Genomic DNA, 15,462 nt, shown 5'->3' with positions numbered 1-15,462 from the left:
ACATGTATCTATTACCTAAGTTTAAAGTGGCTCCTATTGCCCTAGCCTTGTTACTTACTGGCTGTGCGGTTGGTCCTGATTACGAAGAGCCGAAAACCACCATTGCAGAAACCTTCTTGTATAGCCAAGACAGTGAAAGCCATAGTGAGACAAACCAACAACATAATCATTGGTGGACGCAGTTCAATGATCTAACGCTTAACCAATTGGTGACCGATGTTCAAAACCAGAACATCCCGCTCAAACTGGCAGCTGAGCGAATCAACATTGCCAACTCATATAAGAGTGTCGTTGAATCTTTCAAAGTGCCGACTGTGAATGTTGGCGGTGGTTACTACAACTATCAATTGAGTGAGAACGACTCCCTACTCGGCCCTGTATTTGGCGCGTCAGACGCGGTTGAATCAGCCACAGGTATGTCGTTGCTTGAAGCACAACACGATGGTGGCTTTTTAGGCGCGAGCATTGCGTGGGAAATGGACTTGTTTGGACGTATCGACAGACAATCCAACGCAGCAACAATTCGAGTAGAACAAGCTGAGATATTCCAATCGGGTTTGAACACTTTAATTACCGCAGACGTGATTCACAACTACCTGCAATACCGCGGCGCGCAAGAACGCAAAGCGATAGCAATGGAAAACATCCAAGACCAACAACGCACACTTGAGTTGGTAACCAAAGTGGTTCGCAGCGGTTATGGCTCTGAGTTAGATCTCGCTCAAGCCAAAGCGATGCTCGCAGCCACAGAGTCGATAGTTCCGCAGTTAGAAATTGCCGAACAAGTTCACAAGCAGCGTATGGCGGTGTTGTTGGGGGAATCGCTAGCGAACGTCAACCAACGTTTAGCGGGCGAATTTACCTTGCCAAGAATGAAAGATGTGATCCCAACAGGCATACCTTCAGATTTGTTAGAGCAACGCCCAGACATCAGAATCGCCGAACGTGAAATGGCTGCGATTAACGAAGAGCTTGGGGCGAGTATTGCCAATCGCTATCCAAAGTTCTTCCTAACTGGCACACCAGGCGTAACAGCGGGAAGCTTTGATGACTTGTTCAGTAGCGACTCATTTGGTTGGGCTGCGTCTGTAGGCATCAGTTGGAATGTGTTTGATGGTGGCCGAGGTGAAGCTTTGGTAGATATGAACGAGGCAAGATTTCGCTCGGCAGCACTCAACTACCAACATTCGGTAGACAGCGCATTCGCTGAAGTAGATTCAAGCTTGTTCGCGTACGGTCGCAGCCAAGAGAACCAAAAGCGCATCGATGAAGCCACCCTCGCCGTCGATAACGCGGTGAGCAAGGCAAAGTCGCTCTACAAAGCGGGCCTAGTCGATTACTTGTCGGTATTGGATGCTCAAAGGCAACAAAAGATGATGCAAGATCGCCAAGTGGCCGCTAAATTGCAAACAGCCAATACCACGATTGCAGTGTATAAAGCGTTAGGTGGCGATTGGAAAGTCGCTAATGAAACACAGAGTGTCGAATTAGCCCACGTTAACTAATCTTTCTGTTCTCAGCTGAACGATGCAATAAGCCTAATAAAAAATACCGCCGATATCGTCGGCGGTATTTTTGTTACTGAAAGTCGCTGTGGCAATTGTGCACCCATGTTTAACGGATACGTACCTTTCCTATTGGGTTTAAACGACTAAATCGGTATTTAGGGTAATAGACCCAAAACAGTTCTTCGTTCTTAGAGTCTTGAGCTATCAATAACTCAACCTCGCCAGAGTTAATAACAATACGAACTTTACTTTTTGACAAAGGTTTCGTTCTATTCATCGTTACGTAGTTACTACTTCTCAAAGAATCTAACAATTTAGATTCCTCAAACTCCTCATGAGCCTCCACAACGAAACTCGACACGCTCAGCTCTTGAGCGAGGATCTTTCGGATTTGATACTTCTGAGAGAGAAACAGAACGATACTGATTGCTGCGACTCCACTTAATAGAATCAACGCTTTTATATTTTTACGCCAGACCCCAACAAAAAGAGCTGAAAGTAAGCTTACAATAAAAACTAAGGAGGTAACCGTAAACCAAATATCTAAATAATCGCCCATAATTACCCTATTCACCTCAACCTAGTTTAAGTACCCCTGTTCATGTCTTCCATGACGAAAGTGAACTATTTACGCAACAACCAGTGACTAGGAATTAGACGCATCGTTGCTGTCTGTATCTACGGTTTTGATCAGAGGACCTGCGCACTCGACAAAATCACCGATATCAAAAGTATCTGGCGCATCCGCTCCCCCCGTCACACCAAAACTGCCTTTCACCGTTGGATCCTTCTCAGTCTTATCTACGTCTAAAATGATCTCTACTTTATACGTGTGACCGTCAGGAAGAAGTTTGGCACACTCTTCCAGTGTTGAAGCGGTAGCACTCATGCTGAAACCGAATAAACACATCGTAAGTACACTACTTTTCATTTTCAACATCATAAAACCTCTCGAATACTATAGATACATCATACCAATAACCGGCTCATCTTCACGGGAATTACCATAAAACGTCTAAAAACATAATGTTGGTTATCTATGAACGCTATTTTGGCGCTTCTGACTCTGTAAAATTGGTTTTAAAAGTGAAGGTATACGGCGTATCACCGATTTCTCTGAGGTGTTCAAGTCGCTCTATCGCTTCTTCGAGTGTGGGAATATGGTCTTCTTCGATCCACCAAAGAACATAAGTATCTTCAGGTAAACGATGAAACCAGTCCCCCTTTCGGCGCATGAAATCACGGTGATGTGTGCGGAACATGAAGTCCTTTAACGAATCCACAGAATCCCACACCGACATGTTCACAATCATATTAGGATCATCAAAAGCTTGGATGTTGGTGGCGTCACCAGATTCATCTTTCAGACGCCAAACGAACCCTTCACTGCTTTCTGCGATTCCGTTAACCAACTCTAAGTTATCGACAAACTCTTTGATTTCCGGCGCATCTAACGGGTATTTAGCCAGAGCGATATTTAACTGAGCTAATTTCATAATGTTCCTTCCTTGATAAATTATGAGTAGAAAATTTCAAACGCACCGACTGATACTAAGACAACTAAAGAACAGCCACGCCTTCAACTTCAATCACTGAGTTCACATTAGCGCGCTCGATTATCTTGAGTAACGTCGTTTGGATTAGTTCATTATGTCGGATTTCGGTTTCACAAGAAAAACGCTCTTCTTGGACACCATCGCCCTCACTCAGCATAAATTGAACTGCGACTTCCGTTGCGAGATCTTTGGTCGTTCCGTAGTACGCTAACGTGATTTTAGGGTATCCGTGGTCGCCTTTTTTAACCTGCTTTGCGATACGTTTCTTGGCTTTATCTAAATTCATACAACTTCCTTTTAAGTCTGAAATACAAGGTGACTAGAACAACTTTTTAAACGGTAAGCAATACAATCAGCGTTGGTTATAGAGCTTCCCTAGCCTCTTGATACTAATCAAGATGGTACAGTCTTAACGCTTTAAAGAGTGATAGCTAGAACACAGATAACCAGTTTAAGAAATATAATGACAGCGCGTAAGAATTACGCGCCAAGAAGCGGTAGATGTTTTCGTTGTTGATAAGTTAAGGCTAACTCTAAGCACTGCTTGATTGGTGCTTTAGGAAGTGGTTCAGTTAGGTTCAAGATGATTGCCCGATTACCTTGAAATGCCAATGTGCCATCGTGCAATTCTCTGAATGTGTCGATTAGCTTCGTTTGACAGTTAAAGAACAAGTAATAGTTATTTGGCGATTTTAATTTCCAATCGATTCGAATTGGACTGCCCGTCTTAACGCTGTAACTCGGCTCGCCCCATTTCAGAGACTCTTCGACTTCACCTAATTCCAAATCAGAGCAAAGCTCAAAGATTAACGAACGCAACTCTTCAAGCCGAGATAGAACATCATCTGGATACTCGTCGAAATGTGTTTTGAGTGCTCTGTCCATTCAATCTCCGATTCACTTATTGCGATATTAAGATGCAGCCAACTTAAAACATAGCGCCTTAAACATTAGTCCAATTTTAAATGAAAAGTGCCAAGCGTAGTAAATCATTTTTCAGTTATCTGTTCGTTAGCGGTTTTCAAGGCCAGCTTTAAACCGTCCGTATCCTTACAACCAATGTAAACATGCTTTCCATTGCTCAAGCTTAACTTCAGCGCTGAACCTATCGATGCATTATACAACCAGCCATCGCTCAGCATTCGGATGCCAATACCTTGATACCACTTGCTTTGATAGAACGATGTCTCTGCAATGTCTGATACTTCTACATTCTTACGCCAAAAGCCAAAACCAAAATACCAGCTTAGTACATTGTCTTTGACCTCAATTGTCATCGAGAAAAAGAGCAAAGCGATTAAACCGTTGATGACGTGAGCGACTAATGTCCCGGGGTTATTCTCAGAGGTAACGACAACGAAAGCACTTATCGCAACAAGGATGAGCAGCAATCCCTTGTTGAATTCCTTACTATAAAACACAGCGACAACTCCTATAGAAAACGAAACAACCCATTAACTAGCCAACAGCTATCTTACTGCGGCCTTTCTAAATAATCGTAACAAGTAATACAGGCATACTCCCACAACCAAACCAAGTAGCATCGCCTTGATACTACCAACCCAAAGTATCAAACCAGAATAACCTTGTCCCGGACCTAAGCCTTGTTTATTAATCACATCGACAAACATAAAACCGTTCCACAGCAGATGCAGTGAGGCTGTAAATGCATGCACACAAATGGCGACGGTTCCAAGTAACTTGTACCTGTTAGTGATTGGTGCGCCACAAAAAATGACAACAAGCGCAAAAGTGAAAATTAGAGGGCCCGACAGTACTAAAGTGAGTGTTATTACTTCAACGTGGCTCTCTGTCCCATAACTGTATGTACAAAATACCATTGTCATTGAAAACAAAAGCGAAATGAGTGCGAACCATAGCGTTCTATTCATTGGGGCTCCCTGCCTTATAGTGGGTTTAGGACAAATTCGATAATCGACAGGAAGAACTAATTACCAAAAATACGGCATGAGAAATGCCCTTGTTACACGACTATTCGATGGACGACTCAGACTTTCATAAACCCAATGTAACGTGAGACTTAGAACACAAGCTAGATAACAAAAACGCCACTCACCTTCGCGCCTGACTACATACGTTATCGAGCTTCCTATTAAACCCAAACAACATTTTCATTTGAAGTGGGAACCTCAAACCAAGACCAAAACAGATCTAACATTTCAGGTGTCATTTCATAAGACTTACCATTCAATTCCGAGTTACGGTTAAATGCTCTCTGCTTACAAGTCTCAAAGGGAACATCAAGGTAGTGAACTTCGCTGTCCACACCTAGTTTTGATGCCCAGCTTGTAAAAGAATCTCGCTCAGACTCACGCCAAAAACCGAAGTCAAAAATTACCGGAATCCCCAAGGAAAACAGCTGCATTGCGGAGTCTTTGAATAAACCTTGTAGCGTAGCCACCCGGCGATCAAAAACCTCACGCTCCATATGCTCGCCATACAAAGGAATCATCCACTCATCAATCGAGAAACGAAAGGCGCCATGCTTTTCTGCAAGCGCTTTAGAGTAAGTCGTTTTACCTGAACCTATAAAGCCACACACGAAATAGATTTTAGTCATGATGCCCCTTTAGTCTCCTTGTTACGCATGATTCTATCTTTCAGAAGTGTACCAATACTGCTAACGACAAACGTAAACCCAAGCGCCACAATTGGTCGATAGAAATCAAACGCACTATCCGTGATAAAAAGTACTGATGAATGGCGACACCCAAACCAACACCTAATGCCAGCTTCAGATTCTTGAAAATCCCTTGATTCATGTTCAATCCCTCTTAGAAAGCAAAACTATGTATAGGTGTAAGTGACGTTACGACCAGACCTTAAACCAAGGCGGTCGAGCGCAAGTACGCACAGTGTTATATATGGCAATGATGTCGGCTATGCAACCCCGTATTCGAGGCAACTTATGTTCTACTTTTAGCTGCCAGGAAGCCTAAGAAAGTCGCAATAATCGCGTGTGTACGAAAGATGGTTGTGACCCTTAATTCTATGTTGAGAGGTGACGCCATGTGGGATAAAAATACAGCCAAAACTAATCATTGACGTCAAAGTCGTTTGTTAGCCTAAGTAAACTGAAATTCCCCACCATGCTCTTCCATCATAAATGAAAGGTCTTGTGCGGCATTTTGGAATATTTCTTGGATGATTCCTTGAATCCCATACCACTGCTGAGACAGCTGATAATCAGAATGTATTGTGTCATCAGAAAAATCGACGCCGCCCAAATGAGCAACTTTGGCTAAACCAAAGATTAAATCAAAAGTAATGGGCTCACCTAAACGATGCGCTAACCTGTTTCTAATACGATTCATTTCGATCAAGAAATCAGCCATTGATTGACCAATTAAACCGCGATTTAGCGCTAACTTAACCTTATTAGGAAAACTCATGTTAAATGGGTTTATCTTCTCACTATCGTCAAGCTTCAACTCTATTAATTGAACAAGTACTGACTCAAGCAATAAATGACCTGTTAGATATGCACCCAACTCAGCGTTGTTGAATAATTCGAGAATGTGCTCAAGATCTGGTGTTTCTCTATCTTCCCAAATGTTATCTGTCATATAGACTCACTTACTATTGGATTAGGCTAACAGCTATTAGACTGAAAAATTCTGCATCTAAATACAGAATCATTCCCATCCAGTTTCATATGAGAGGAACTCTACCACAATTAATTTCATAATTTCAGTGACTTAAAGCACAGATAAACACGCAAAATAATGGGTAGCAAGATATTCATGTACCGTATGGACCTGACAAAGCCCCTCCTAAACTGGATATAAACACAGCACCCCTACACATCCCCCAAAACACAAAAAAGCCTGCCATCTATGGGACATAAATGGCAGGCTTTACACGTTAGTTAAGCTTGTGGGTGGCTAGCTTACGCCGCTTCGAATGCGAGGGCCTTCTTCTCTACCTGACGGAAGATCAACGTTAGTATGCCGTTTACTGCTAAGTAGAATGCGCCAGCAATACCGAACACGGTAAGTGTGTCGTAGGTTTGGCCGTTGATACGCTGAGCGTAGCCCATCAAATCCATGATGGTAATGGTGCTGGCCAGTGACGTACCTTTGAAGACTAGAATCACTTCGTTCGAATAAGCTGGAACAGCGCGGCGCAAAGCGTATGGCAGTAACACTTTAAGCGTTGCTACTTTGTCCATGCCAAGTGCGCGACATGCTTCCCACTGCCCTGCTGGAATCGCGTTGAATGCGCCTCTGAACAGTAGCGTGCTGTATGCGGCAGTGTTCAAAGCTAATGCTAGCATCGCACAGAACCATGGTTGGCTTAACCAAGTCCACATGAAGCTTTCACGAACCCAATCGAACTGACCCGGGCCGTAATACACCAAGAAGATCTGCACCAATAATGGTGTGCCGGTGAACAGCGTGATGATGCCACGAGTGAACCAGTGAATCGCAGGTATTCTTAGGATTAGCGTTACCGTCATCAGCAGTGACAAGATACAGCCAACAAGTAATGAAGCACCTGTGAGTTGTAGACTGGTTACTAAGCCTTCAAGCATTTGAGAGAGGTATTGTTGATTCATGCCATTGCCCCTTTGTTACCCAAACCTTGAATAGAGAACTTACCATCAATCACTTTTACCAATCTTTGTGTGATTAAAGTGATGACCAAGTAGATTGCTGCTGCTGTCGCGTACCAAGTAAATGCTTCGTGCGTTGCCGCTGATGTTAGTTGTGCTTGTTTCAGCAAATCTGTTACACCAATCAGCGAAACTAATGCAGTGTCTTTCAGTAACACTAACCATTGGTTGGTTAACCCTGGTAGTGCGTGTCTTACCGCTTGAGGTAACACGATACGAAAGAATGCACGAGACTGAGAAATACCAAGCGCGCTTGATGCTTCTCTCTGCCCTTTGCTTACTGCTTTTAATGCACCACGCAAGGTTTGCGAAGCGTAAGAAGCAAAAATAAGTGACAGTGCAACAACACCAGATAAGAACGGGCTCACTTCTATGAAATCGCCAGTGATCATGAACAGAACTTGTGTCGAACCAAAGTAGATAAACAGTACGACCAGAATTTCTGGTAAACCACGAACAATCGTCACAAATGCAGTCGTTGGCCATTTGATTGCAATACGACGAGACATCTCACCACTTGCAAACAAAACTGCTAGAACCAATCCAACCAATAGGCTTACGAACGCAAGCTGAACAGTCATCCAGCTTGCTTCGACGAGCCCTAAAGAGTAACCCGTTAATTCCATAAATTACTTACCGAAGTACTTGTTGAAGATCTTGTCGTATTCGCCGTTCGCTTTCACTGCTGCAAGTGCAACGTTAAGCTGGTCTACAAGTTCTTGGTTGCTCTTGTTTACTGCGATACCAAAGCCGTTACCGAAGTACTCTTGGTTTGTTACTTGGTCGCCAACGTACGTTAGGTTGTCTTCTTTCTTGAACCATTCTGCTACAACGGCTGTGTCACCGAATACAGAATCGATACGACCGTTCTTCATGTCGATGAATGCATCTTGGTAGCTTGAGTAAGGTACTGCTGTTACGCCAGTCATTTGCTCAAGTAGGTAGCTCTGGTGAGTCGAACCATTTTGAACACCAACACGCTTGCCTTCTAGAGCGGCTTGGTCTGCTACTTTGCCTTCGAAAGAGATGAATGCTGCAGAGTTATCGTAGTAAGCGTTAGAGAAGTTTACTTGTTGAAGACGCGCTTCAGTGATGTCCATTGCTGAGATAGCGGCATCGTAACGTTTGAATTTAAGTGCAGGGATCAAGCTATCGAACGCTTGGTTGTGGAAAGTACATGTCGCTTTCATCTCTTCACAAAGTGCGTTTGCTAGATCTACATCAAAACCTTGGATTTGGTTGTTCTCATCCATGTATTCGAATGGTGCGTAAGTTGCTTCCATTGCGAATTTGATTTCTTCTTGAGCTGCTGCGTTGAAAGAAGCAAGGCCGATAAGTGAAGCTAGTAGAATCTTTTTCATTTTGTTACTCCGAATACTGTGTAATAGCGGCCTGTGGCCATTCTTATAATTTGATTGTTTTAATTGATGTTGTGTTTAGCTAAATCTAGTGAGTCAACTTTCTTTAATAACTGACTTACTTAATGAGTAAGATACTCAGCAAACTCTGGAGTCTGCGGGTTAATAAATGCGTCGCTGGTGCCGTGTTCCACGATGTACCCTTTCTCTAGGTACAGAACGTGGCTAGCAATTTTCTTCGCGAAATCGACTTCGTGCGTTACGACCACTTGGGTAATGCCCGTTCCGCTCAATTCTTTAATAATGCTCACGACTTGGTTGGTGATCTCAGGATCAAGCGCCGCTGTTGGTTCATCAAACAACAACACATCCGGTTTCATCATCAGCGCACGTGCAATCGCAACACGCTGTTGTTGACCGCCAGACAGTTGAAGTGGCCAAGCGTCTGCTTTGTCAGCAAGTTGAAGTGTCTTTAGTACTTCTTGAGCTTGCTTAATCGCTTCTTGCTTATCCAAACCCGCCACTTTGGTTGGTGCTTCAATCAAGTTCTCCATCACCGTCATGTGTGGCCATAAGTTGTATTGCTGGAACACCATGCCGACTTTACGACGAAGTTTAAGCCCCTGCTTCTCTTGGATTTGGCTTGAAAAGTCGAATTGCTCGTTCGCAATGTCTAACTCGCCGTTGTCCGCGATTTCTAGCAGGTTCAATACACGCAGTAATGAACTCTTGCCCGCGCCGCTTGGGCCAAGCAATACCAAGGTTTCGCCACTCTCACAGTCGAAACTGATGTCGTGAAGAACTTGGGTATCACCGTATGATTTGTTGATGCTCTTTACTTGAATACTCATGCCACAATACTGCATTAATTGTCATTTGTTGGTTATTCTATTCAATCCGAGGTTTTATGCAAGAAAAATGTATAAAAAACTACTTTGTTGAATTTTTGTAACAAATATTGCACAAAAAACAGTCGCTATAACTGGTCTTACAACCAAAAGTTGCAAGTCATTGATAAAGTTAATATCGAGACAAAAAGCAATCGTTTCGCTATCAATTTATAAATCATCGTTCGATTGGTAACTTATGAGTTCACTCTCCTATAAACGCCAATTTACTTGCATAAAAATTAGGGGTAACTCCCCTACTTTAGTATCGAACTGACTGAATCAGAATGCTTAGTTTTCCTTTCAGGTCGTTTCGAATTATTCATTTATAGGTGAGGAAATATTGGAAATTGAGTTTCCTAGGGAGCGTCACAGCGCAATAAATGCTTTAATGGGTTCTATTCTCAACAGCAATTACTTCCCAGCGAACAACGCGCAGTACAGGCAATAAGTCATAAGCAATAAGTAACAAGTAACAAGTAACAAGCCATCTATTTTAAAGCGACAACACATTAAGGCAGTCATATGCAAAACGATGTCTCTTCTACGCTCGACTCAAACCAGCGACAGACTCAACGATCGACTCAACAAGCGCCAGAACCCAAACCTGAGAAGAAAAGCCTCAGTATTCTGTTCGAGCTCAGTAAATTCATTCAGCCTTATAAAGGTCGTGTTATTGCTGCGTTGATCGCGTTGATCTTCACAGCTAGCTTAACCCTTTCAGTCGGACACGGTATTCGCCTTCTCATCGACCAAGGTTTTAGCCAACAATCACTCTCAGATTTAGGCAGCGCAATTCAATTCATCATGGTCGTGGTCGTGTTGATTTCGATTGGTACCTTCTTCCGCTTCTACTTGGTGTCTTCTGTTGGGGAACGTGTGAGTGCGGATATTCGTTTATCAGTATTCAATCACGTTGTGACACTGCACCCGAGTTACTTTGAAACCAATGGCAGTGGCGACATCATGTCACGCATAACAACAGACACGACTCTGCTCCAAAGCATTATTGGTTCATCGTTCTCTATGGCGATGCGCAGCGCGCTGATGTGTGCTGGTGCAATCATCATGTTGTTCGCGACCAACATTAAGCTAACGCTGATCGTGTTGGCCTCTGTTCCGTTTATCTTGATTCCGATTTTGGTATACGGACGACGTGTAAGAGCGCTCTCTCGTCAAAGCCAAGATTCAATGTCTGATGTGGGTTCTTACGCTGGTGAAGCTATTGAGCATATCAAAACGGTGCAAAGCTACAGTCGAGAAGCACAAGAGAAAGCATCGTTCGCGATTGAAGTAGAAAAGGCTTATGAGATTGGTCGTCAACGTGTAAAACAGCGCGCGATCCTTATTTCTGGCGTGATTGTTATCGTGTTCAGTGCGATTGCTGGCATGCTTTGGGTTGGCGGTAGCGATGTGATTAACGGCACGATGTCGGCGGGCGATCTGGCAGCGTTTGTGTTCTACGCGATTATGGTCGCTTCATCGCTAGGAACGATCTCTGAAGTGATGGGCGAACTGCAACGAGCGGCAGGTGCGACCGAGCGATTAATCGAGATCCTACAAGTTGAAAGCCATATTGTTGCGCCAGTTGCGAATCCAACTTCGCTTGCTAACGTAACGCCAGAGGTCGCATTTGATGATGTGACCTTCTGTTACCCATCAAGACCGGACCAGCCCGCAACAAGCAACCTCACGCTCACTGCCCATGAAGGCAAAGTATTGGCACTGGTTGGCCCATCTGGCGCAGGTAAAACTACCCTATTCGAGCTGCTGCAACGTTTCTACGACCCACAAGTGGGTAAAGTGACGTTAGGCGGCGTTGAACTAAATCAGTTTGATCCTAACGAGCTAAGACAGCAGATGGCATTGGTGCCGCAGCAACCTGCTCTGTTCAGTAATGATGTGTTCCATAACATTCGCTACGGCAACCCGCAGGCAACAGACGAGCAAGTTATCGAAGCGGCTAAGAAAGCACACGCGCACGAGTTTATTCAGAACCTACCAGATGGCTACAACAGCTTTCTTGGTGAGCGTGGTGTAAGGCTTTCTGGCGGACAGAGACAGCGTATTGCTATCGCACGTGCCATCTTGAAAGATCCGAATATTCTATTGTTGGATGAAGCAACCAGTGCACTAGACAGCGAAAGTGAGCATCACGTACAACAAGCGTTAGAAGAGTTAATGCGTGGCAGAACGACGATCATTATCGCCCATCGATTATCAACAATTAAACACGCCGACCAGATTGCGGTGCTCGATAAAGGACAGCTAGTAGACATCGGCGACCACCAGTCTCTCATCAATAGCTGCGAATTGTACCAACGCTTGGTTGAGCTGCAATTCAAACACCTTAGTGCCTAACCATTGCGTGCAGGTGTAACTAAGTGACTGACATTGTGTGGTTTCGAGCTTCAAAAACTTGAATCACACGTGTTGCAGTTTTGTTAATTTGGCGGTAGGGTTTTTATTCCAATAACAACTTATCCCGATGAAGGGTAAGTCGATAACGTTAATTACACAGATAAGCATAAGAGAGTTCGCATGGAAGCACTATTATCTGACTACCCGGTAGTAACAGAAATCCCTGTCGCTTGGGGAGAAATGGACGCACTCAATCACGTTAACAACGCCGTATATTTTCGCTATTTCGAAACCGCTCGCTTAGATTTTTTCAAACACGTCGAGCTAATGGAAGAGATGGCGATTACCAAAGTTGGTCCTGTTCTAGGTGACACTTACTGTAAGTATTTCCGCCCAGTCACGTATCCAGATACCTTGATGGTTGGCTCACGTGTTACCGACATTCAAGATGACCGGTTCACTATGGAATACGCGATTGTCAGTAAGGCTCAGCAGAAACTGACGACCATCGGCACCGCAACTATCGTGATGTTTGATTTTGCTTCAAACCAAAAAGCCCTGCTCTCGTTACGCTTAACCAATGAAATCGAAAAGATGAACACGTTGAAAAGCCCATGCTTCAAACAAGAAGCCGTGACAGAATAACGTATTCGCTGATTGAGAAAGACTCAGAAAGTTTCAGACATTAAAAAGGCCACTCGATTGAGTGGCCTTTTGTTTATTGGTTCAGAATGCTTATCAGCGGTTAAGACTTATAGACCTTGAGTGCTCTCGACCTTGGAAGCTATAAACCTTGAACCCTATAGACCTTGGACGTACTGAGCGTTAGTTCGAACTTCAACCATCTGCTCTAGGTTCTGTTGTGAACCTTCTACGCCGTTCAGTAGCGCTTCGAAATGCTTGATAAGCTCGACTTTATCTTTCACTTCTTTAGAACCTGCACCGATGTTGGTTAGGTCAATGAAGAACTCGTCGAACAGACCAGAGAAATCTGTCACTGCATCATGGTTTAAGAACTGTTCGTGGTTGTAAATGCTTGGGTAGCCACCCTTCTGTTTATCAACCGCGAAAGAGATGCCCTTCACGTTAGTAATCGTGGTCGCTTTCTCACACTTCAGCATACAACCTGCTTCAATGCTTGGTTTGTTACAGCCTACCGTTCTTTGGAAGAAACACTGACGGCTGGTCATCATCAAGATTGGGTGGTAGATGCTGTAGAACAGTTTGAAGTTCTCTGGGCGGCGAATATGACGAATCTGACCTTTGTTGATCTCGTTCGAAATGAATGCACCTGCACAGTTAAGTTCTTCTTTCAGCGTCACTAATGCGTGAGAGTTGGTCGTGTTCATGAATGGACCAGCAACCCACTCGATACCCATCTCGTAAGCCTTGTACGCAATACCCGTGTTGTTGGTCACGATGCGCGCCGGCTTGATCTCTTCAAGGATACGAACCGCTTCGTCGTAATCTTTGCCGATCAATACCGCTGGGAACCAAGGAATCAAACGTGGGTTTGCTGCCAAGATGTCGATGTATTTGTTACAACGCTTCTTGAAGCTTTCTGGCAGTTTGAAGTAAACATCCGCGTCAGTCACATCACATAGGTGTAAGTCTTCAACGTCAGCGATAAGCATCGACATAGTCGGCTTCTCGTTCACTTTAGGGTGTTGAGGCAGTGCAGGCACTTCAACGTGCTTAATCACTTCCACAGAGCCGTTCAGAATGAAGTCGATCTCGTCTTTCAGGTCCGAAACCTCTTTAAGAGGAATCAGCAAGTCCGCATCCAATTCACTAAAATCGTGGCTTTCTAGTGTGTGAACCGCGCTCTTCACGTTTTTGAATCGCTTCTCAAGCAGTTCTTGAGTGATCGCCTTCTCTTCAACCGCTTTCAATAGCGATTTAGATTGAAGAGTAAAGTTCTCTTTAGGCGTATTCACAGTCACCGTAAATAGTTGACCCACTTTTGCGCCGAACGACAGTACTACTGGTGTTTTGCGAATATCAAGGAACTCGATCTTGTCACGCATTTCGTTACCAAGAACGTCTTTCGCTTGGTGAAGTTCGTTGGTCACTTCTTGAATTTGTACTACTGAGATTTCGTTGTTCTGCTCCGTCGCTTTCTCAACAGCGTAGTTCATGCTGTTGTCGCGCGGGTTATCGATGAACATGTCTTTCGTTAGGTTGCCCTTTAGAAAAGAGTTGGTGAAATCACGGTTGAATACTTTGTGCAGGTTCGAATCGTCTTCTATCAACAAACCACTTTCCACAAAGCTATCAATCTGTTTACGCCATGTGTCTACCACGGTGTAAACGTAGTGTGCGCCTTTAATGCGGCCTTCTACTTTCAGTGAGTCGACTTTCGCGTCAACTAATTCAGGTAGGTCGTAGTATGCTGAGTTATCTTTCAGGTTGAGTGGGAACTTGTTGCCCGCGTTGGTAATTTCGTACTCATCACGACACGCTTGGCTACAACGACCACGGTTACCTGAGTTACCCACACTTACTGAGCTTGAGTAACATTGACCAGAGAATGCGATACACAGAGCGCCGTGTACGAACACTTCGGTTAATACGTCGTGATCGTGTGCCACTTCCGTCAGCATCTTGATTTCAGGCAGGTTCAATTCACGAGATAAGTTAACGCGTGTCGCGCCAATCTTAGACAAGAACTTAATCTGGCCTTCGTTGTGCGTTGTTAACTGAGTCGATGCGTGAACGTCTAACGATGGGAAATGCTTCTTCACTAGGTTGAACAAACCTAAGTCTTGAACGATGATGCCGTCGACTTTGGTGTTCACAAGCTGGTTCAGCAGCTTGGTGATGCTCTTTGTCTCATGCTCCAATAGCACAACGTTAAGAGTCAGGAACACTTCACAGCCGTATTCATGAGCAAGGCGAATCACACCATTCAATTCGTCTAACGATAGGTTAGAGGCTCTGTTACGAGCGTTGAAGGTGTCTAAACCACAATAAACTGCATTAGCACCCGCTACGATGGCGGCTTTTATCGCTTCTACATCGCCACCTGGGGCTAATAACTCAATTTTTCTGCTCATTTTTGAAGTCGCTCACTTACTTATAATTTTTAAGCCGCGTATTCTACCCACATCACGATCTCTTTACCACCGTACAACACTTTTCAAACTAAATGACCTC

Annotated in this window: 17 protein-coding genes and 2 pseudogenes; 4 read left to right on the top strand and 15 right to left on the bottom strand. The window is 44.1% G+C overall.

Going from position 1 to position 15,462, the window contains the following annotated elements; translation table 11 throughout:
- Positions 1 to 2 precede the first annotated feature (2 nt).
- Positions 3 to 1,505: an efflux transporter outer membrane subunit gene (locus OC193_RS07795; protein ID WP_048664998.1), complete on the top strand. Its 1,503-nt coding sequence runs from the start codon at positions 3 to 5 to the stop codon at positions 1,503 to 1,505.
- Between the two features lie 109 nt (positions 1,506 to 1,614).
- Here OC193_RS07795 and OC193_RS07790 read toward each other — a convergent pair whose 3' ends face one another.
- From OC193_RS07790 to OC193_RS07750, 9 genes and pseudogenes are all read right to left on the bottom strand, one after another.
- Complete coding sequence (locus OC193_RS07790) at positions 1,615 to 2,067, bottom strand: hypothetical protein (RefSeq protein ID WP_048658691.1); 453 nt, start codon at positions 2,065 to 2,067, stop codon at positions 1,615 to 1,617.
- Positions 2,068 to 2,154: 87 nt separating this feature from the next.
- The gene (locus OC193_RS07785) at positions 2,155 to 2,451 is read right to left on the bottom strand and encodes a hypothetical protein (RefSeq protein ID WP_048658690.1); all 297 of its coding nucleotides are present in this window, start codon (positions 2,449 to 2,451) and stop codon (positions 2,155 to 2,157) included.
- A gap of 103 nt (positions 2,452 to 2,554) precedes the next feature.
- Entirely contained in the window at positions 2,555 to 3,004 is a 450-nt protein-coding gene (locus tag OC193_RS07780) for a DUF3291 domain-containing protein (protein ID WP_048664997.1), read from the bottom strand.
- A gap of 64 nt (positions 3,005 to 3,068) precedes the next feature.
- Entirely contained in the window at positions 3,069 to 3,350 is a 282-nt protein-coding gene (locus OC193_RS07775; protein WP_048664996.1) for a hypothetical protein, read from the bottom strand.
- Between the two features lie 194 nt (positions 3,351 to 3,544).
- Positions 3,545 to 3,949, bottom strand: coding sequence for a DUF1801 domain-containing protein (locus tag OC193_RS07770; RefSeq protein WP_048664995.1), 405 nt, complete (start codon positions 3,947 to 3,949; stop codon positions 3,545 to 3,547).
- Positions 3,950 to 4,053: 104 nt separating this feature from the next.
- A complete protein-coding gene (locus OC193_RS07765) occupies positions 4,054 to 4,485 on the bottom strand; it encodes a hypothetical protein (RefSeq protein WP_048664994.1) in 432 nt (143 codons plus the stop codon).
- Positions 4,486 to 4,533: 48 nt separating this feature from the next.
- A complete protein-coding gene (locus OC193_RS07760; protein WP_048664993.1) occupies positions 4,534 to 4,956 on the bottom strand; it encodes a hypothetical protein in 423 nt (140 codons plus the stop codon).
- 221 nt (positions 4,957 to 5,177) lie between these two features.
- Positions 5,178 to 5,645 carry an AAA family ATPase gene (locus OC193_RS07755; RefSeq protein WP_048664992.1) on the bottom strand — a complete coding sequence of 156 codons (468 nt, stop codon included), beginning with the start codon at positions 5,643 to 5,645 and terminating at the stop codon, positions 5,178 to 5,180.
- Positions 5,642 to 5,847: pseudogene (locus OC193_RS07750) on the bottom strand (hypothetical protein). Before OC193_RS07750 ends, OC193_RS07755 begins: the two are co-directional and overlap by 4 nt.
- Before the next feature lie 66 nt (positions 5,848 to 5,913).
- Here OC193_RS07750 and OC193_RS07745 point away from each other — a divergent pair.
- A pseudogene (locus OC193_RS07745) lies at positions 5,914 to 6,130 on the top strand (IS110 family transposase); the annotation flags it as partial.
- Positions 6,131 to 6,150: 20 nt separating this feature from the next.
- On the opposite strand, the gene OC193_RS07740 reads toward OC193_RS07745, so the two are convergent.
- From OC193_RS07740 to artP, 5 genes are all read right to left on the bottom strand, one after another.
- Positions 6,151 to 6,651, bottom strand: a complete 501-nt coding sequence (locus OC193_RS07740; protein ID WP_080967360.1) for a hypothetical protein — start codon at positions 6,649 to 6,651, stop codon at positions 6,151 to 6,153.
- Positions 6,652 to 6,974: 323 nt separating this feature from the next.
- Entirely contained in the window at positions 6,975 to 7,643 is a 669-nt protein-coding gene (gene artM / locus OC193_RS07735; protein WP_048658685.1) for an arginine ABC transporter permease ArtM, read from the bottom strand.
- Entirely contained in the window at positions 7,640 to 8,326 is a 687-nt protein-coding gene (gene artQ, locus OC193_RS07730; RefSeq protein ID WP_048664991.1) for an arginine ABC transporter permease ArtQ, read from the bottom strand. The genes artM and artQ overlap by 4 nt, the downstream gene beginning before the upstream one ends.
- A gap of 3 nt (positions 8,327 to 8,329) precedes the next feature.
- A complete protein-coding gene (locus tag OC193_RS07725; RefSeq protein WP_019820795.1) occupies positions 8,330 to 9,061 on the bottom strand; it encodes an arginine ABC transporter substrate-binding protein in 732 nt (243 codons plus the stop codon).
- A 119-nt stretch (positions 9,062 to 9,180) separates the two neighbouring features.
- Positions 9,181 to 9,909 carry an arginine ABC transporter ATP-binding protein ArtP gene (artP, locus tag OC193_RS07720; protein ID WP_048665039.1) on the bottom strand — a complete coding sequence of 243 codons (729 nt, stop codon included), beginning with the start codon at positions 9,907 to 9,909 and terminating at the stop codon, positions 9,181 to 9,183.
- Positions 9,910 to 10,470: 561 nt separating this feature from the next.
- Between artP and OC193_RS07715 the strand changes: the two genes are divergently transcribed.
- Positions 10,471 to 12,306, top strand: coding sequence for an ABC transporter ATP-binding protein/permease (locus OC193_RS07715; protein WP_048664990.1), 1,836 nt, complete (start codon positions 10,471 to 10,473; stop codon positions 12,304 to 12,306).
- A 180-nt stretch (positions 12,307 to 12,486) separates the two neighbouring features.
- Positions 12,487 to 12,951: an acyl-CoA thioesterase gene (locus OC193_RS07710; protein WP_048664989.1), complete on the top strand. Its 465-nt coding sequence runs from the start codon at positions 12,487 to 12,489 to the stop codon at positions 12,949 to 12,951.
- Positions 12,952 to 13,106: 155 nt separating this feature from the next.
- On the opposite strand, the gene OC193_RS07705 is transcribed toward OC193_RS07710, so the two are convergent.
- Positions 13,107 to 15,362 (bottom strand): peptidase U32 family protein, encoded by a 2,256-nt coding sequence (locus OC193_RS07705; protein WP_048664988.1) that lies wholly within the window; start codon positions 15,360 to 15,362, stop codon positions 13,107 to 13,109.
- Between the last annotated feature and the right edge of the window lie 100 nt (positions 15,363 to 15,462).

The sequence above is a fragment of the Vibrio crassostreae genome (genome assembly GCF_024347415.1).
Taxonomy (GTDB): domain Bacteria; phylum Pseudomonadota; class Gammaproteobacteria; order Enterobacterales; family Vibrionaceae; genus Vibrio; species Vibrio crassostreae.
The sequence above is the reverse complement of the archived record's forward strand: the minus strand, read 5'-3'. Positions and strand labels throughout refer to the sequence as shown.